At 53.2% G+C, this 18,266-nt stretch carries 17 protein-coding genes; all 17 read left to right on the forward strand.

Annotated elements, in window-relative coordinates:
- Position 1 precedes the first annotated feature (1 nt).
- Entirely contained in the window at positions 2 to 1,159 is a 1,158-nt protein-coding gene (locus E0F26_RS03095) for a flagellar basal body P-ring protein FlgI (protein WP_279242585.1), read from the forward strand.
- A gap of 8 nt (positions 1,160 to 1,167) precedes the next feature.
- Complete coding sequence (locus tag E0F26_RS03100) at positions 1,168 to 1,569, forward strand: rod-binding protein (protein ID WP_279242586.1); 402 nt, start codon at positions 1,168 to 1,170, stop codon at positions 1,567 to 1,569.
- A gap of 3 nt (positions 1,570 to 1,572) precedes the next feature.
- Entirely contained in the window at positions 1,573 to 3,210 is a 1,638-nt protein-coding gene (gene flgK / locus E0F26_RS03105; RefSeq protein WP_279242587.1) for a flagellar hook-associated protein FlgK, read from the forward strand.
- On the forward strand, positions 3,207 to 4,115 hold the full coding sequence (flgL, locus tag E0F26_RS03110) for a flagellar hook-associated protein FlgL (RefSeq protein WP_279242588.1): 909 nt from the start codon (positions 3,207 to 3,209) through the stop codon (positions 4,113 to 4,115). The genes flgK and flgL overlap by 4 nt, the downstream gene beginning before the upstream one ends.
- A gap of 373 nt (positions 4,116 to 4,488) precedes the next feature.
- The gene (locus E0F26_RS03115; protein ID WP_279242589.1) at positions 4,489 to 5,967 is read left to right on the forward strand and encodes a flagellin N-terminal helical domain-containing protein; all 1,479 of its coding nucleotides are present in this window, start codon (positions 4,489 to 4,491) and stop codon (positions 5,965 to 5,967) included.
- Positions 5,968 to 6,086: 119 nt separating this feature from the next.
- Complete coding sequence (locus E0F26_RS03120) at positions 6,087 to 6,500, forward strand: flagellar protein FlaG (protein ID WP_279242590.1); 414 nt, start codon at positions 6,087 to 6,089, stop codon at positions 6,498 to 6,500.
- Positions 6,501 to 6,602: 102 nt separating this feature from the next.
- Positions 6,603 to 8,024: a flagellar filament capping protein FliD gene (fliD, locus tag E0F26_RS03125; RefSeq protein ID WP_279242591.1), complete on the forward strand. Its 1,422-nt coding sequence runs from the start codon at positions 6,603 to 6,605 to the stop codon at positions 8,022 to 8,024.
- 25 nt (positions 8,025 to 8,049) lie between these two features.
- On the forward strand, positions 8,050 to 8,442 hold the full coding sequence (gene fliS, locus E0F26_RS03130) for a flagellar export chaperone FliS (protein ID WP_279242592.1): 393 nt from the start codon (positions 8,050 to 8,052) through the stop codon (positions 8,440 to 8,442).
- Positions 8,442 to 8,828, forward strand: coding sequence for a flagellar protein FliT (locus E0F26_RS03135; RefSeq protein ID WP_279242593.1), 387 nt, complete (start codon positions 8,442 to 8,444; stop codon positions 8,826 to 8,828). The genes fliS and E0F26_RS03135 overlap by 1 nt, the downstream gene beginning before the upstream one ends.
- A gap of 92 nt (positions 8,829 to 8,920) precedes the next feature.
- Positions 8,921 to 11,302, forward strand: a complete 2,382-nt coding sequence (locus E0F26_RS03140) for an Ig-like domain-containing protein (protein ID WP_279242594.1) — start codon at positions 8,921 to 8,923, stop codon at positions 11,300 to 11,302.
- 12 nt (positions 11,303 to 11,314) lie between these two features.
- Positions 11,315 to 11,815: a hypothetical protein gene (locus tag E0F26_RS03145; protein ID WP_279242595.1), complete on the forward strand. Its 501-nt coding sequence runs from the start codon at positions 11,315 to 11,317 to the stop codon at positions 11,813 to 11,815.
- Positions 11,816 to 11,984: 169 nt separating this feature from the next.
- Complete coding sequence (locus E0F26_RS03150) at positions 11,985 to 13,130, forward strand: sigma-54 interaction domain-containing protein (protein WP_279242596.1); 1,146 nt, start codon at positions 11,985 to 11,987, stop codon at positions 13,128 to 13,130.
- A 112-nt stretch (positions 13,131 to 13,242) separates the two neighbouring features.
- On the forward strand, positions 13,243 to 13,575 hold the full coding sequence (fliE, locus tag E0F26_RS03155; RefSeq protein WP_279242597.1) for a flagellar hook-basal body complex protein FliE: 333 nt from the start codon (positions 13,243 to 13,245) through the stop codon (positions 13,573 to 13,575).
- Between the two features lie 13 nt (positions 13,576 to 13,588).
- On the forward strand, positions 13,589 to 15,202 hold the full coding sequence (gene fliF / locus E0F26_RS03160; protein WP_279242598.1) for a flagellar basal-body MS-ring/collar protein FliF: 1,614 nt from the start codon (positions 13,589 to 13,591) through the stop codon (positions 15,200 to 15,202).
- Positions 15,195 to 16,202, forward strand: a complete 1,008-nt coding sequence (gene fliG, locus E0F26_RS03165; protein ID WP_279242599.1) for a flagellar motor switch protein FliG — start codon at positions 15,195 to 15,197, stop codon at positions 16,200 to 16,202. The genes fliF and fliG overlap by 8 nt, the downstream gene beginning before the upstream one ends.
- Entirely contained in the window at positions 16,195 to 16,845 is a 651-nt protein-coding gene (locus tag E0F26_RS03170) for a FliH/SctL family protein (RefSeq protein ID WP_279242600.1), read from the forward strand. The genes fliG and E0F26_RS03170 overlap by 8 nt, the downstream gene beginning before the upstream one ends.
- Positions 16,838 to 18,259, forward strand: coding sequence for a FliI/YscN family ATPase (locus E0F26_RS03175; RefSeq protein WP_279242601.1), 1,422 nt, complete (start codon positions 16,838 to 16,840; stop codon positions 18,257 to 18,259). The genes E0F26_RS03170 and E0F26_RS03175 overlap by 8 nt, the downstream gene beginning before the upstream one ends.
- Positions 18,260 to 18,266: the final 7 nt, after the last annotated feature.

The raw sequence follows: 18,266 nt of genomic DNA on the forward strand, positions 1-18,266 counted from the left end.
TATGTTGAAGCGATCAATTCTTCGAATGTCAAAACCGATTTTTGCTACGGCACTCGGATACCTCGTGTTGGTGCTTGCGCTGACAGTAATATTGCCCAAAAACGCCCACGCTGAGCGCATCAAAGATATTGCGATGGTGGAAGGGGCGAGGAGTAATCAGCTCGTAGGCTTTGGTCTGGTTGTTGGTCTTGATGGGACCGGCGACCAGGTAACCCAGACGCCGTTTACGATTCAAGCGGCGCGAAGCATGCTGCAGCAGTTTGGCGTTAATTTGCCCCCCGGCATTAACCCACAGACTAAAAATATGGCGTCAGTTATGGTGACAGCTGACTTGCCCCCATTCGCAAAACCTGGCCAGACCGTTGATGTAACGGTCTCATCAATGGGTAATGCAGGCAGCCTTCGCGGTGGTGAGCTGTTACTCACAGAGCTCAAGGCTGGCAATGGGCAGATCTATGCGGTTGCACAGGGTGGCTTGGTTGTCTCTGGCTTTGGTGCAGACGGAAATGACGGGTCGCGCATCAGCGTAAACACCAAAGCGGCTGGCCGTATTCCAAATGGTGCGATGGTTGAGCGCGAGGTGGTGAACCCCTTTAGTGACGGCAGCAATAAACTGACTTTTCATCTTCACGAGTCAGACTTTACGACGGCTCGCAACATGGCGTCGGCAGTTAACAGCATCATGGGCTCTGGCACAGCCACAGCGCTTGATGGTGTATCTGTTGAAGTCTTAGCGCCCACCGATGCCGGTGAGAAGGTGGCCTATCTAGCAGAGTTGGAAAATATTGAAGTGTTAAAAGCGGCTGCGGCGGCAAAAGTCATTGTCAATGCGCGCAGCGGCACCATTGTTATTGGCTCAGAGGTCATGGTGAAAACGGCGGCTGTGGCGCACGGTAACTTGACCGTCACCATTGATGAGAGCTTTGTCGTTTCGCAGCCAGGTCCCTTTGCAAGTTCAGCAGAGACCGTCGTTCTACCGCAGACAGAAATCAATATTGAGAACGAAGAGGTAAGGATGTTCGTCATGGAAGAGGGTGTGAGCCTTCAGGAAATTGTGACGGCAGTGAACCGTGTCGGTGCAGCCCCCGGTGATCTCATCGCCATTCTCGAGGCCTTACAGCAGGCAGGTGCGCTCAGTGCGCAGCTGATCGTGATCTAGGAGGCGGTATGACGGGCGCAATTTATTCTGACTTTACCCAATTTGGCTCGCTAAGAGCCGAGGCGACTGAAAACCCTAATGTAGCGGTTGAAGAAGTAGCCGCGCAGTTCGAATCGCTGTTTCTTCAGCAAATGCTTAAGACCATGCGTGACGCCACGGTGAAAAGTGATCTCATGAATTCGGACAGTACGGACACCTATCAATCTATGGCAGACCAGCAGCTCGCGCTTCAGCTATCGGAGCAGGGCGGCATAGGTTTGGCGCGCATGATGGTGGAGCAAATGCAAACTAAAGGCATGGTTTCTGCGGGGCGTTCCGAGGAGTCTAGCCTCGGTCTATCGACCGGCGGAGCGGCTGCCGCGATGAGGTTGGACGCAGCGAAACCTTATTACGAAGGAGGCGAGGGATAAGCCATGGCAGGAATTTTTGATGTCGGTGCTTCTGCGCTGTCTTCGCTTCAACGAGCGATTGCGACCACCGGCCACAACATTGCTAACGCCAACACCGAGGGTTATAGCCGACAGAACATTACGTTTGTCACCCAGGAGTCCGAGTTTGTAGGTGGGCAAGCGTTTGGTACGGGTGTAAAGGTCGGTGACGTCTCTCGCTCCTACGACCAGTTCCTAACCGATGAGCTTCGTGATCGGACCACCGCTAGAAACTACCACGACTTTTATTACGGCACGTCACAGCGGGTCGACAGTTTATTTGCCGACGCATCAACCGGTTTAAGTGTGGCTATGGATAACTTCTTTGTCGCGGTCGATGCCGTTGCGACCAGTCCATCCTCTTTGCCTGAGCGCCAGGTCTTGATCTCAGAAGCGGAAATGCTGGCCAGCCGCTTTAACTACATGGACGAGCGGCTGGGCAGTATCTATACAGAAACAACGTCTCGCATGTCGAGTAAAGCAAACGATATTAACCAGTTCGCACAGGAGTTGGCGACGCTCAACGAGCTCATTCAGCGTTTTGCTAGCGAGTCATCGGCGATGCCCAACGACCTGCTCGATAAGCGCGACCTGACACTGCTTGAGCTAAGTAAGCTCATCAACGTCGACGCGCAAGAGCAGTCGGACGGGTCCGTCAACGTGTACGTGGGCGATGGCATACGTTTGGTGGTGGGCTCGTTCGCTGAAAGCGTCCGCGTGACCGGAGAGCGAACCGGTGACGGACGTCCCAGTGTTTTCATTACAACACCGGGCGGCGCCGAGGATAACGTTACCAGTAACATGACGGGTGGCGAATTAGGTGCCGCGCTGGATGTGGCAAGTAACGTCGTATTTCGTGCACGGCGAGAACTCGGACTGTTAGCCATCGGACTTGCCTCTATTGTGAATACACAGCATGCGCAGGGCGATGACTTATCCGGTGAGCCAGGCGGTCCGTTCTTTGGTGATTTTGGTACGCCAATGATCGGCACAGGACAAAACTCAGGCCTGTCGGAAGTTTCGTACGTCATTGACGAGCCACTGGCGCTGACCGGTGATGCCTACCAGATAAAATACGGTGTGGCAGGACCGGTGCTGACAAACCTGACAACAGGTGAAAGCCAGGCGGTAACCGGCGATTCTGTGTCCATTGACGGCTTCACCATTACCCTCAGTGAATTTGCTGAAGGCATGGAGGGCGATGAGTTCCGCATTGCACCCACCGCGGACGCTGCAGGGCTTATGCGTGTGGTGATTCGCGCACCCGAAGACGTAGCCGCGGCCGCGCGCGGCGGCTCGGTCGGTGACAACCGCAATATGCTCACTTTATTTGATATGCGCCAAACCGGCTCGTTTATTAACACCAATCGCAGTGTCGACGATATTTACCGAGACACGCTCTCTCACGTGGCGGTGGAGACGCGAACCTCTAAGTCCAGCGCCTCTTTGGAAGAGACCCTGCTTCGCGCCGCAACAGACCGGCGCGACAGCATTCAGGGCGTCAACCTCGAAGAGGAAGCGGCAGATCTCGTCCGCTATCAACAGGCCTACCAAGCTGCAGCCCAGGTAATCGCTGCCGCTAACCAGGTATTCGATACATTATTAAGGGCGACTGAACGATGATTACGCGCATGTCTTCCGCGCAGCTGCAAAATGCAGGCTTGCGCGCAATCACAGATGCACAGACTAGATTAGCGAGTCTTCAACAGCAGGTGGCGACAGGTAAAAAGCTGCAAAGCGCGGCGGATGACCCAAACGCGGCGGTTCAGCTTCTCGAGCTGCGCTCTGAGCTCAGCCTTATGCAAACTCACCAAGAGAACATGACCTTGGTAAACGCAGCACTGTCTCAAGAAGAGTCGGTGATTAGCAGCGTTAATGATGCGCTGAATCGCGCGCGCGAACTTTCGATTCAAGGCCGAAACGAAATTTTGGCGCAGTCTGACCGCGAGGCCATTGCGACGGAAATGGACGGGTTACGAGAGCAACTTTTGTCGCTTGCCAACAGCACCAACTTCAACGGTGAGTCTATTTTCGCCGGCTCAAGAACCGACGCGCCTGCCTACTCAGAAGAAGGTGTATTTCAAGGCGATGACCTCGTCCGAGAAATTAATATTGCGCGAGCGGTCACCATTAAGCTCGGCCATACGGGTACCGATGTTTTCGAGCGCGGTGAGGGTGAGCCCAATGTATTCCAGATTATCGCAAACTTGGCCGAAGCGCTGCGGCTCCCAGCAGAAGAGGGCTCTGAGAGACTTGATGTTATGCAAGCCAACTCCATTGCGCTTGATGCATCTATCGACCAAATAGCGAGTTTGAGAACGTCCATCGGTACGCGCATGACGCTGTTAGACGATCAGCTCGCGCTTAACGACGGTCTAACCTTTGAGCTTACAAAGACAATGTCGAATCTAGAAGACTTGGACATGCCGAGTGCGATCAGTGAGCTAAACCTCAAAATGGTGACCCTACAAGCCGCACAGCAGACCTTCGTAAAAACGCAATCAATGACCTTGTTTGATTATCTTTAAGGCATCTTGAGGTCGCACGAAATCGTAAAAGAGACCGTGTTTTTAACGTTTACTGTTCATGGTCTCGCTGTCCGTTGCTACGGTTGCTAACTACATAGCCAGCTCCTGCGCAGCCTGCCTATTTTTTTACAAGCTTTCATGGGCGACGCTTTGCGCCCATCTGTTTAGCCGTCAATTTTTCTAGCAACGTTGCACCATAGCGATTTAGATGGCGCTCTCCGCTCTCCTTTCTTTGCTCATTACTTGGGACGAGAGCTCCTAAAATTTTTTTCTAAAGCTTCTCTTCTCTTCGCCGCTAATTGGGGTGTCCGGGGAATTATCCCCGACAATTTATCCACAACGGCGCGCGCAGCGGGCCACAAGGAGAGAAAAAATGGCATTGGGAATTAACACAAACCTCGCATCTCTGAGTGCGCAACGCGCGTTGAACACCACTCAGTCTGATACGAACACGGCGATGCAGCGCCTGTCGACCGGTCTTCGCATTAACTCTGCGAAGGACGACGCGGCGGGTATGGCAGTTGCTTCACGTTTTACATCACAGATCAGCGGCATGCAGCAAGCGTCTCGAAACGCAAGTGACGCCGTGTCGATGCTGCAGAGCGCAGAGGGTGGACTTCAGTCAATCACTGACAACCTTCAGCGGATTCGGGAGCTGGCCGTTCAGGCGTCGAGTGATTCAATTACTGACACTGACCGGGCTTACCTCAACACAGAAGCAAGCCAGCTGGTTGCGGAAATTGAGCGCGTTGCTGATACCACAAAATATAACGGTACTTCGCTTCTGAAGGGAGACTACAGCACAACTGGTAGCGGCTTAACCTTCCAGGTGGGTGCGGACAATACTGCAAACGACCGTATGGAAGTTACTATCGGTGATTTTAACAAGGACAAGCTTGGTAGAAGTTCGACAGCCACTTCTGGTGCGCTTTCTGTTACCCAGGCAACGACTGGAACTGGTCAAGTTACGATTAAGGTCGGCAGTGGAGATGCTAAAGACGTGGGAGCCGTTACGGCTGGCACCAACTTGGCGGGCGCCTACGCAACGGCTGTGACAAACAATACCGACGCTACTGCTACCGCAGGCGCTGCTGTGCTTGAGTTCAACCTCGGCGCCGTCACGGCTGCTGATGCGAGCAATGATGTTACCATTACCGTCACGAGCGGTGGACAATCAAGCGATTTAAACCTGACCGCAAATACGGCGGCAGCCTCTATTGATTTATCAACAGCAGTGGCCGCAGTTAATACTGCAAATGGTAATTCAAACTTGACCCTCTCGGGCACTAATGGAACCGACGCGAAAATCACCTCTGCCGATGGTTCTGACGTTTCTATTACCATAACTAAAGTGGGCACTGGTGCTATTGCAGCTTCGACAGCGGAAGGAGCGGCCATTACAGCGGGTGGTGGCGCGACAACTGCTTACGGTACGGTTACTGTCACGGGTTCGGATGATATCACATTTGGCGGTTCAAGTGAGACATACATCGGAGCAACTGATGGTCAGACAAATGCTGCGACCGCTAACGCGTCGACAGGCGTTGATCAAATTAAAGTGGATAGCCAGGCTAACGCCCAAACGGCGATCGACATCGTTGATCGTGCATTGAAGGACGTTAATGAAGGCCGCGCAAATCTGGGTGCTTTCCAGTCGCGTTTCGAGTCAGTTGTGTCTAACTTGGACTTGGGTGCTGAGAACGCAACTGCAGGTCGTTCACGAGTGCAGGATGCGGACTTCGCGGTTGAGTCAGCCAACCTTGCTAAGAACCAGGTACTCCAGCAGGCTGGTATGTCTGTCTTGGCCCAGGCTAACGCCTTGCCACAGCAGGTACTTGCACTGCTTCAGTAAGTGGTTTGAGCAAGTAGTTAGGCTTGGGGCGGGTCGTGCAGGAGTGCGACCCGCTTTTTAGCCTCAGCATGAATTGTTGTGAGTTGTTTTAGTTGCAATTTACGTAAAGGAGAAGAGGTATGGCAGCGTCAATAACAAACGTCGCGGCGCCGCAGGTGGCGAGCCCCGTACCTAAACCGGTACCGGCGGCGGAGACAAAAGCCACTCAGGCGGTGACCGAAGAGGCCGTTCCACAGGTTCAGCCTATTGAAGTCGACACGGCAGATAGCCGAGAGGAGACACAGGAAGATATCCGTGAGGCAGCTGAAGTGCTGCGCGAGGCGGTAAACCGTTACTCGCCTTCGCTTGCGATCGATGTAGATGAAGAGCTCAACAAGACTGTTGTGACGGTGATGGATGCTGATACCAACGAGATCATTCGGCAGATCCCATCCCAAGACTTATTAGATGTTGCTCGTGCTATTAAGCGCTACGGCGTTGATGCTCTCGGTAGCGACTACGTGAACGGAATTCTTCTCGACGAGTACAGCTAACAGTTGGCACGCAATGTGCTTTGTTTGTGGTAACTGCCTGCGGGCACCTTTATTCGTCAATAAACCGACACCCCTCTGAGTGTCGACTTTAGGGAGAGCGTCATGCTGACCAGCACAGGCATTGGTTCCGGCCTCGACATTGGCAGCATAGTGACTGCAATCGTTAATGCCGAGAGGCTCCCGCTGATGGCTCGTGTCGATGCGCGCCGCGCTGAAGTCGACACACTCGTTAGCGGATTTGGCATTTTGCAGACTCAGTTAGAGTCGATACGCGCAAACGTTACGTCACTGGCCGACGCTTCAAAACTAAAAGCCACACAAGCAAGCACCACGGACGCAAGCGCCGTAACCGTTGAGGCTTCATCCGCCGCACAGCCAGGCTCATACACTGTAAATGTGTCAGCGCTTGCCTCGGCACACTCGTTGGTTTCAGGCACCTTTGCCGCAACAACCGAGGTTGTCGGTTCGGGGACACTCTCCATTAAAGTTGGCACCGGCTCTGCGACAGAAATTACTGTTGCGTCAAATTCCACGGTTGCGGAAGTCCGCGATGCTATCAATGCCTCAAACTCCGGAGTGACCGCCTCAATATTGAAAGATGGCGCTTCCTATCGTTTGATGATCAACGCGGATGCAACAGGCGCCGCTAATACGATATCGATTTCGGTAGCCAACGATGGGGACAGTAGCAACGGCGACAATGCTGGGCTTAGTCAGCTGGCGTATAACGCTAATGAGGCTCATCTCTCGCAGTCACTCAGTGCAGCAGACGCGGCGTTTACCTTAAATGGCCTGTCGCTCACGTCTTCTACTAATCAAATTACAGACGTTGTTGACGGTGTGGACGTTACCTTGAGTTCGATAACAACGAGCTCCGTTTCAGTATCAGTTACCCGAGACAGCAGCAAGATTACTGGCTTTGTAGAGAGTTTTGTAAGCGCCTATAACTCTTACGTAGGCAGTGCAAAATCACTCATCAAATACGACGCAACGACTGGCGAGGCGGGTTCACTTCAAGGCGACGCGATGTCTCGCGCCATGCTGTCGCAGGTGCGAGGGCTGGTCACCGGTACGTATTCAGATGTCGGTGGTAATTACGATGCGCTGACTGACATAGGTGTCACGCTCCAGGCCGACGGGTCGCTAAAAATTGACAACGCAAAACTTGATACCGCGGTGCGGACTGACCTAGATTCGATTGAAAAATTGTTTGTTGGGCAGACGGTCTCCGGGACCACTCACAAAGGCTTGGCGGTACAACTTGACGAGCTGATGGATGGCTTTTTGGATGCTACCGGCTTGTTACCTGAGAAGCTTGAAGCGCTCGATGCGCGCATTGTCGATATTGAAAAAGACCGGGCGGTATTTGATGCCCGAATGCTAGCGCTCGAAGAGCGAACGTTAAGAAAATTCAATGCCATGGATTTGTTGCTGGGTGAAATCACCTCAACCGGCGACATGCTCAAGGCGCAATTAGACGCATTGCCAGGGTTTGCAAACCTGCGGCAAAGCGGCAGTCGTTAATTAAATTCAAAAGGGGCAAGTTACGATGACACAGGCAGCATTAGCGGCTTACGGAGAAGTAAAAGTTCATTCAGCCATTGAGGGCGCCTCGCCCACTGAGTTGATTTCGATGCTGTTCGATGGTGTCTCATCTCGACTTAATCAATCGTTAACAGCCATTGAGTCGGGTGACATTCCTAAGAAGGGCGAACTCATCAGCCAGACCATCAGCATTCTCGAGTACCTGACGGCGGTTTTAGACGAGCACAAAGCACAGGAAGTTGCAGACAATTTGAGTGGCCTTTATCGCTACATGGTCACGACATTGTTAAGCGCCAATATCAACAACGACACCACGGCGATCAAAGAAGTCATTTCCTTAATGACCGAAGTGCGTGACGCCTGGTCAGAGATGATGAAAAACGAGGCTGCCCAGTAATGATGTTTGAGCGAGCAGAGATTTTTCGCGAGGCTAACGAGCGTGTGGCCGGCCCCCCTGGGCTACTGGCCGCAATTATTGGCATTACCAGCGAGATGCTTGCCGCTGCGCAAGCTAACGAGTGGGAGAGCGTCACGACAGACGAAGTGCGTCGCCGTGCTTTGTTAGATCAATGTTTTGCTGAGCCCGTAAAGCCTGAATATTCCGAGGTGTTTGCCGAGGCGCTGGCAGTCTTACTACATATGAACGAAGAGCTGACGGAGTTACTTCGCTTTGCGAAAGGTGACCTGCTTAAGAGCATGGAACTCAAAAGCGTAAATACAGGCTCCTCGCAAACGCCGAGTCGGTCGATTGGCCATTACCTTGATGTCAAAGAGGCTGAGTAACGAGATATGGTTCGCTGCGCTTTTTGGCTGATCGGTTAATTGCCAATGTGCTCGCCGACTCGTGAAATACACGCAAGAAATAAGAGGGTTTTATGAGTATGACCCGATGGTTTATGGGTGTTGCTGCGGCGCTGCTGTCAGGCTGCGGAAGCAGCGATGGGCAACCTAATGTCACTGTCTCGCTCAGCGCCTCGCCACTCACTGTTGTGGCAGGTAACCCGATAACCCTTAACTGGTCTAGCACCAATGCCACAGGCTGCACCGCTTCGGGTGGCTGGTCAGGGGGTAAATCGGCTTCTGGGAGTGAGACCGTTACACCGGAGGGCGCTGGAACCGTTGAGTATTCGATCAGCTGTCGTGGAGAGGGTGAGGCTTACGGCCGCGCCGTGAGCGTTGAGGTATTGCCCGTGCTAGAGGTCGCTGCCACCGATAGTGCATTATCTACGGCGGAAGACCTGATGGTTTCCGTGACCATCGACAATTTTTCCACCAATCGCGATGCGCTCGAGTCATTGGTGTATTCCATTAGCACGCAGGCCGTAAATGGCAGCGTAGCGCTCGACGGTGCTGAGCTTACTTACTCGCCGGCACAGGACTATTTCGGTAGTGACACCTTTGAGATTGCCGCGTCTGCCGAAGGCATCACTGCCTTTGCAAACTACAGCGTCTCGGTAAGCCCTATTAATGACGCGCCGGTTATTACCCTGACAGCCAATGGATTACCCACTGACATTGGACTGGATGTTCTTTGGGCCGACCCTGACTTCGAAGTAACGGCAACGGTTTCCGATGTGGATACGGCTTTGAGTGAGCTTGCTTACAGCGGCACACTAGACGGTACCTCGGTGACTGTTGAGGTGACAGAAACTACCGTCACGCTGAGTGTGCCTGCAGATTATGTTGCAGGCCCCAGCAATGCGACGCTTTCAGTGACCGACGGCACCAATGAGGCTGAGGCCAGTCTCGATTTCTGGGGTGCGCAAATCATGGCGAACAGCCCAAACCGTGCGCGAGTAACACAGCTGTTTGGCGATGTGCGAAACCCAAACCGGCAAATTGATCATTACGTTTACCTCGACGGCATCTCTGATGGGGCCTTGCTGGCAGCCTCTTGGGAGGCACTGGCCTATTTCTACGACCAGTTCTTACCGGAAGGTGATACCAGTCGCGAGGCGCTTATTGACGAGCTTTTCAATCTTATTGTGATCGATTTTCCTCCTGGCGCGACAGATCCTATTGAGGTCACCACCGGTTGTGACGGTGTTGACGAGACCATCTACTGCATTGGCGATGTGGCCGGTCAGGCAATCCCATTTTTGGAAGACTTAGAGCTCTATGACGCCTTTGCGGACGTACTTCTCACGGCCGATATCTTTTCGGTTCTGACTGACGTGCCAGGACGCGGCGTTGCGATGGGTCGTTACAATATTCAGCCGCTAGTGAGCGCGAGCAACGAGCCCGATGCCTTTGGCCCGAACGAGATGTTGTGGGTCTTAAAGCACGAGCTAGGACACTCGTTTGGCTGGCTGGGCGACCACTACACCAGTGACTTCTTGGCAGAGCAGCCTAACGGTCTTCCGGCGAATGACTTCTCCAATTTATGGGGCACGGTGGATTTTTGGTACACCGACATCTCGACCGAAGATGAATACGAGAAGGTCAAGTGGCAGCACAAATTTCTCGAAACGACCTCGGTTCCCGGTTGGAACACGACCGACAATAAGACAAACGATGCTGTGGGTTATTGGGCGGGTTGTTACTACCACGACAAAAATTGTTTTAGGACCTCTTACAACAGCATCATGAACGGGGACTACACTTCGGGTACTGAGTTTGCCGATTGGCTGGAGTTCCGAACGGTGTCCGACGCCTTCAATTACGACCCTGTGGCAAAGGAAGCGCAATACCTTCGCGCTATCCATTTACAGGGCGCCAAATCCATTGACGTCACGCTCCCTGAAACCTCGTCCGATGGCTTAGTGGTAACGCACTCAGCGCGTCTCCCAACCGATTTGTTTGCGATCGACTGGTTTGTGAATGGTGAGTTGGTTAGTGACTGGTCAGCCTATGGCGCAACCCTGTCTGTTGGGACTCTCGCGGATGACTTTGTCCAAAAGGTGACTTTCCCAAGACCCTCATCAGCCACTGAAACCTCAATTGCCTACCGCATTCGTGATCTCAACGATGAGCCGGTGATAGAGGTTGTAGATGCGCTAGATGATTTTGCTGATGTTTACGGCGGGCGCTTCTCGTTTGAGGGCGGCTTTTACATTTGTCCTGAGACCAATACGGGCTGGGAGGGTGTCGCTGAGCAGTACTGCCACATCACGCTCAGCGCTTATCTGTCTGACGGCACAGTCATATACGATGAGACGAGCCGTGCAGCGTTGCTAGAGCGTTATCCTGACGTTACGCATTACATTGAGCGATCGGGCCTTGGCGCACAAGTCATGATCGATTGGTCACGTTTCTAGGAGAGCAGTTCGATGAAAACAGTTTCTTCGCAAGTTCTGGTAGCCGCGCTTTTTGCGTTATCCGCGTCTTTAGTGGTCAGTCCGTTTGCGCTAGCAACTGAGATGTTAATCAACCAGAAAACCGGAGCGGTTCGTGTTTTGGGGCACGCGCCTTCCAATCAAGTAGCGCTTCACAGCAGCCCCTCAGAGAAGAGAGAAAGTACTCGTGAGGCACGTGCGCAGACGGCAAAGCAACTTGCCGCGCGAAAAGGTCTGGACAGGCTGCCCGTAGGGGGGCTTTTGGCGATAACTAAATCCCACAAAGATTCAGTGAGACAAGTGGTCCTATTGGTGGGTGAGCGTGCAAGGGTCATGGACCGCCCGCTTCAAAAGAACGGTTTGCAAGTAACAGTAAGCGACGTTCTCTACACCCTGCCCGACTTTTTGACGAACGCTAACTCGGCTGGCAAGGTTGAAGTTGAGGTTTGGCAGAAAGTTGGTGATAGACAGTTCGCTTGGCTGATAGCGCTTTAATTTGAGACACTTCGCCACTGTGTGAGCTGAGTCACATTCCCTCGGAATTTGTGAGACCTCATTCATACTTGCGTCAAAAAACTGGCGCGCGCTTCCATGCGCTTTGATAGCTTGTTAGTGTTAGCCATCCGGCCTCGCCGGATGTGGATAAATCTAGGGATATCGACACGTGACCGTGACGGCCAAGAACACCACAGCGCAGCGCCACCTAAAGCACCTCGAGCGACGTTTGGTGGGTGTCAGTGACGCTGTTTCACAAGTTCGTTCCTTAGTTGCCAAAGTTGCTCCCACCGAAGCCACTGTTTTACTCCAGGGCGAATCGGGCACCGGTAAAGAGGTCATTGCCCGATTGGTGCATGACTGCTCGGAGCGTGCAGACGGACCGTTTATTCCCGTGAACTGCGGCGCTATCCCGGGCGAGCTCCTAGAAAGCGAATTGTTTGGTCATGAGAAAGGTGCGTTTACCGGTGCGGTTGCTAGCCGCAAAGGTCGTTTCGAATTAGCCGAAGGCGGCACACTGTTCCTTGATGAAATCGGCGACATGCCCTACGAGATGCAGGTCAAACTGCTCCGGGTGCTTCAAGAGCGCACGTTTGAGCGTGTAGGTGGTGGAAAAACCATCAAATGCAACGTGCGGGTTGTGGCAGCAACCCACCAAAATCTTGAGCAGCATGTTGAGGAAGGCAAGTTTCGTATGGACTTGTACTACCGTCTGAACGTATTCCCGCTAGACGTTCCGGCACTGAGAGAGCGGACGGCGGATATCGATGGGCTTGCGCAGCGGTTTATCGATAGTTTTTCAGCGCAAGGGCGCGGCGCTATCCGCTTAGAAGATGACGCGCTTGCACACCTTCGTCTTTATGCGTGGCCGGGCAACGTCCGTGAGCTGGGTAACCTGATCGAGCGACTGATTATTTTGAACACCGACGAGATGGTTTTTGCGGCTGACTTACCAGTCAAATACCAAAGTACTGAGCTCGCAGTTGCCGAAAGGCCTGAGAATCTCGAACCGCTACATGATCAATGGCTGGATAATGAGCCTGAGGATCTAACGGCTTTATTCGCGCCACCTCCGACAGTCCCTGTCGCACCTCCAACACCCGTGCATATTGAAGAGCCGATAAACTTGAAGGAGCACATGGCCGATACCGAGCGATCGCTCATTATTTCTGCTCTTGAACAGACAGGCTGGGTGAATGCTCACGCCGCCAAGCTTCTCACCCTACAGCGCACAACGCTCGTTGAGAAAATGCGCAAGTACAATATCAAGCAAGAATCGGATTCGTCAGAATTTCGTCGCGCCGCTAGCGAATAGCCGCTAAGCGTCTGTAATTTATAATAAAAAATCTATTGGCACATCGTTAGCTAACTAGTCTGTTGACAGAAATACGCGTCAAATTTGGCGCCTTGAAACAACAGGTTTAAGCATGAGTGATGTAGCGATTAATCAAGTTCTTGCCCAAATGCGCAGCATGCAGACGCTAGCGCAGGGCCAGAGCATTGGCTCAGAGTTGCGCGCGACTGAAGCGGTGTCCAGCTCCCAGTTCTCAAATCTCATGACCCAGTCGATAGCGGATGTAAACACCTCCATGCAAGAGTCAAAGGCTGTAACAGCGGCGTTTGAAAGCGGTGATCCATCTGTTTCGCTTGCTGAGGTAATGATTACGGCTCAAAAGGCCAGTCTTCAATTCACAGGAATGACGGAGGTGCGCAACAAATTGTTAACGGCGTACCAAGAAGTCATGAACATGCCGGTATAAGGAATAAGTTCGTATGGCGGATAACCCCGTTTTAGATCGTTTAAGTGGTTTCGCAGCTCAACCGGCGACGAGACAGTTGTCCCTACTTGCAGGCTTTGCGGCCAGTGTGGCCTTGGCCATTGGCGTAGTGAACTGGGCGAGTACACCTTCCTATGAGTCAGTCTACGGAGCCATGTCTCCGGCCGACAATGCGACGGCAATCAATGTTCTGCAAACCAACGGTATTAAATACCGGATGGAGCCAGGAACTGGGCTGCTGGAAGTGCCCTATGATGACGTGCTTCAAGCGCGAATGGCGCTGGCTAGCGAGGGGTTCCCGCGAAATGGCGGGGGTGTCGGTTTTGAGTCACTTTACGAAGAGCAGCAAATGGGGCTCTCAAGCTTTATGGAACAAGCGCGCTATCACCGAGCGGTTGAAGCGGAGTTGTCTCGTACTATTGCTGCGATGGATTCAGTGTCGGGCGCACGTGTCCATCTTGCTATCGCGAAGCAGTCCGCGTTTATGCGACGTGGCAACGAGCCGTCGGCGTCTGTCATGGTGAATTTATTGCCCGGTGTTCGGCTCAACGACCGCCAGCTTGCTGGAATCATTCACCTAGTGGCGTCGAGCATCCCAAATCTCGACTCTGATCGCGTGTCGGTAGTTGACCAAGGAGGTAAGCTACTCTCGAGCCAAGGCGAAGACACGGACTTTGGTTACACCTCCGAACAGTTCCGTTTGGCGCAGCAATTTGAAAACTCTCTTAGCGACCGTATTTTGGCTATTTTAGAGCCTATTCTGGGTCCCGGTGCGGTGCGCGCTCAAGTGACCGCTGACATGGATTTCACGCGCATCGAGAGCACCAACGAAATTTACGACCCGACCACCGTTTTGCGGTCGGAGCAAACCACACAGGACATTACTAATCGCGGAGCGGGCGGTCAAAACCCGGGCGATTTAGTTGCTCAGCCGCCTCAGCAACAGGCCGCTGCTGACCCAGCAGCACCGCAGGTTGCCCAAAATGTACCAGACCGCGAAAGCCTCAAAGAGACACGAAACTATGAGGTGAATAAAACGATTTCGCACACCCGGCGTGTCCCGGGAACCATTCAGAAGCTATCTGTTGCGGTGGTGGTTGATTACGTTCTTGACGAAAACGGTGAGCGCATAGCACTTGATCAAGCGCGCATCGACCAGATCACGGCGCTCGTAAGGGAGGCCATTGGGTTCTCGGTTGAGCGCGGAGACAGCGTTCAGGTCATTAACTCGCCCTTTGTCGCGCCGGCGCCACTCGAGCCTCTACCTGAGCTCGGACTTATGGAGCAGGCATGGGTGTGGGAGCTTGGGAGGGGTGTGCTCGCTGCGCTCGCAGTATTGGCGCTTATCTTTGCCGTGCTTCGCCCAATGGTTCGATACTCAACAAGCTACACGCCTCCTGCGCCCCCCGCGCCTTCGCGCCTCGAAAGTGCAATGGCGGACGCGACGACTGAGGGCGACACCTTGTCTTTGTCGAGCCCGGCAGATACTCCGGCTTCGATCCCTAAGCCCAACTATCATCAAAGTGTCGCGATGGCGCGCAATACAGCGGTAGAGCAACCCGTTAGGGCCGCCTATGTTGTTAAAAACTGGATAGCAGCAGATGGCTAATGAACTTAATTTAAAAGGCGCCGAGCGCGCAGCGATTTTCTTACTCGGTGTCGGTGAAGAGGCCGCAACTGAGATCATGCGTCACATGAGTGCGAAAGAAGTCCAGCAAGTGGGCGAGGCCATGGCCAGCATATCGAAACTCACTAATGCGCAGGTTGAGAGTGTGCTCGCGGATTTTCACGAAGATTCGGCCGAAATTAACCCGTTGGGACTCGAGGCGCCAGATTTCACGCGCCGAGTTATGACGTCTGCACTGGGGCAAGACAAGGCCCAAAATATACTCTCGCAGGTTTTAGAGAAACCGGATGAGCACAATGGCGTTGAGGCCCTCCAGTGGATGGCACCCAAGGCCATTGCTGAGGTATTGGAAGAGGAGCACCCTCAAATTGCGGCCACTGTTATGACTCAACTATACGACGAGCAGGCGGCGAAAGTATTGGAGTTACTCCCTGAAGAGATCCGCAAAGATGTCATTCTTCGAATAGCACGCATGGAAGAGTTGGATCCGCGAGCCATGGAAGAACTCGATCGTGTCCTAGAAAGTCAGCTGGGCAAGTTGCAACGAACACCGCCGAGAAAGGTGATGGGACCGGATAACCTCGCTGCCATCTTAAACGCTACCGACAGTCAGCTTGAGCAGGAAATGCTGGATGCGCTCACTTCGGTTGATGAAGGGTTAAGTGATGACGTTAAAGAAAAGATGTTCATATTTGACAGCCTTATGCAGCTCGACGACAAGGGCTTTCAGCGATTGGTTCGAGAAGTGGCGCAAGAAAACCTACTGACTGCCCTGAAAGGGGTCGATGATGTGCTGGCTGAGCGGTTTTTTAACAATATGTCTGAACGCGCGGCTGAGATTTTGCGTGAAGACATGGATGCGTCAGGGCCAGTGAAGCTGGCGGACGTTGAAGCGGCACAAAAAGAGATTGTTCGAACCGCGAAAAAGTTAGCCGATGACGGCGAGCTCATGATCGGTAAGGCGGCGCGAGATTATGTCTGAGTCAAACGTGCAGCGTTGGCAACCGCGTACTATAAGTGTTGTCTCTACGAGTAATAAAAGTCTCGAGGAGATTGCCGAGACAGCTAGGAAACAAGGCTACTCAGAGGGCTTTGCAAAAGGCCAGGCTGAGGCACAACGCAACGGCGAACAGGCAGCCGGAGAATTAGCAGCTTTATGGCGTTCAATGAAGAAGCCAATGGCTCATCAGGATAATGAAGTAAGCGAGCACTTACTTTCGCTTGTAATTTCGCTTGCTGGGGCGGTTGTAGAAAGAGAATTAACGACTGACGCTGAGTTTATAAAGTCGACGCTTGATGCGGCGCTTATGCATCTTTCCGAAAGCGAGGCGTCACTCACTGTGACGCTTAATCCTGCAGACAAGGCACTGCTTGAGAGCCTGCTCGAAGCGGAGGGTATCCACGCTGAACTCAAGGTGGATGCCGCTATGTTGCGCGGCGGGTGTCGAGTAGCCCGCGGGCATGCGCTAGTGGATGCCACCATTGAATCTCGGATTCGAGCTCTCATAGAGCAGATAACCGCCAACAGCTCGAGTACCGAGGCGTCTACTGAGACGGCGGCTGTGCTGGATGCTGACCGTATCCAATCAATCGCCGATCGGTTTAGTGGCAACCAAGATGGCTAGTCCTGAATCGTTCCAGTCAGCACAGTTTTCACGTGTTAACGCGAAGCTATCGGCAATCTCCAATTCGCTTTATGCGCCTGAGCCTCAAGTTATCGGCAAACTCACTCGGCTTTCAGGCATGCGACTTGAAGTGAGCGGTTTGCGCGCAAGGATTGGGGCGCGCTGTTGGATTGAAACAGGTCATCGGAAAGGCGTTGTGGCCGAAGTTGTTGGTTTTGAGAATGATGAGTTAATTCTAATGTGTGAAGGCGCTGCTGCGGGTTTAATACCTGGCGCGCGCGTAACCGTGCTAGGTGACAGTGAGTCAGTCATCGTTGGGGAGCAGTTATTGGGTCGCATAATCGACGGCTCGGGTAAGCCGCTGGATGGTTTGCCGGATATGTCGGGCGACTCCGTCCCACTGCGCGGTGACACCATAAGCCCCATGTCACGAAAGACGATCTCTGAGCCACTCGATGTTGGTGTTCGGGCAATCAACAGCCTACTCACCATTGGAAAGGGGCAGCGCGTCGGTCTATTCGCGGGCTCTGGTGTGGGTAAAAGTACCCTGCTGGGCATGATGACCAGGTTTACCGAAGCCGATGTGGTTGTTGTGGGTTTGGTGGGCGAGCGTGGGCGTGAAGTTAGAGAATTTGTCGAAGAGAGTCTTGGTCCAGAGGGGTTGGCGAGATCAGTAGTGGTTGCAACACCCGCTGACACGTCACCGCTGATGCGCGTGGCTGGCTGTTGGCGGGCCACGGCAATCGCCGAGCATTTTCGCGACCAGGGAAAAAATGTTTTATTACTTATGGATTCGCTTACCCGCTTTGCACAAGCTCAGCGAGAGATTGGGCTCGCCGCAGGTGAGCCGCCGGTATCGCGGGGTTACACCCCATCGGTCTTTTCTACGCTGCCTAATTTGATCGAACGGGCAGGTAACGTTGGCACAGGATCAATAACGGCGGTTTACACCGTTTTGGTTGAAGGCGATGACTTACAAGACCCGATTGCCGATGCTGCACGTGCTATTTTGGACGGTCACATCGTGCTTTCACGCACCATGGCGGAGGCAGGGACGTATCCAGCGATTGATATTGAAGCGTCCATTAGCCGGTCGATGTTGCAGATTACTCAAGCCGAGCAACAAGAGAATGCAAGGCTGCTTAAAGAAGCATTCGCAACCTATCGGGCGAATCAGGATCTTATCTCTGTCGGTGCATACCGCATGGGTACTGACCCGAAAATTGACCGCGCAATAGGTAGCCAAGACGCGATCAAGGACTTCGTCTCGCAGTCGCTCAGTGAGCGGGTGAGCTTTGATGAGGGGCTCGCCACACTATCGCAGGTTGCCAATGCGTCCTTGGTTACACAAGCCATAGAGCCTGCGGCGCACGGTATGAATCCGTCAGTCCCACAAATGCCGCAGACCAGGTAGTGTAATT

It is taken from the genome of Candidatus Paraluminiphilus aquimaris, from assembly GCF_026230195.1.
GTDB lineage: Bacteria > Pseudomonadota > Gammaproteobacteria > Pseudomonadales > Halieaceae > Luminiphilus > Luminiphilus aquimaris.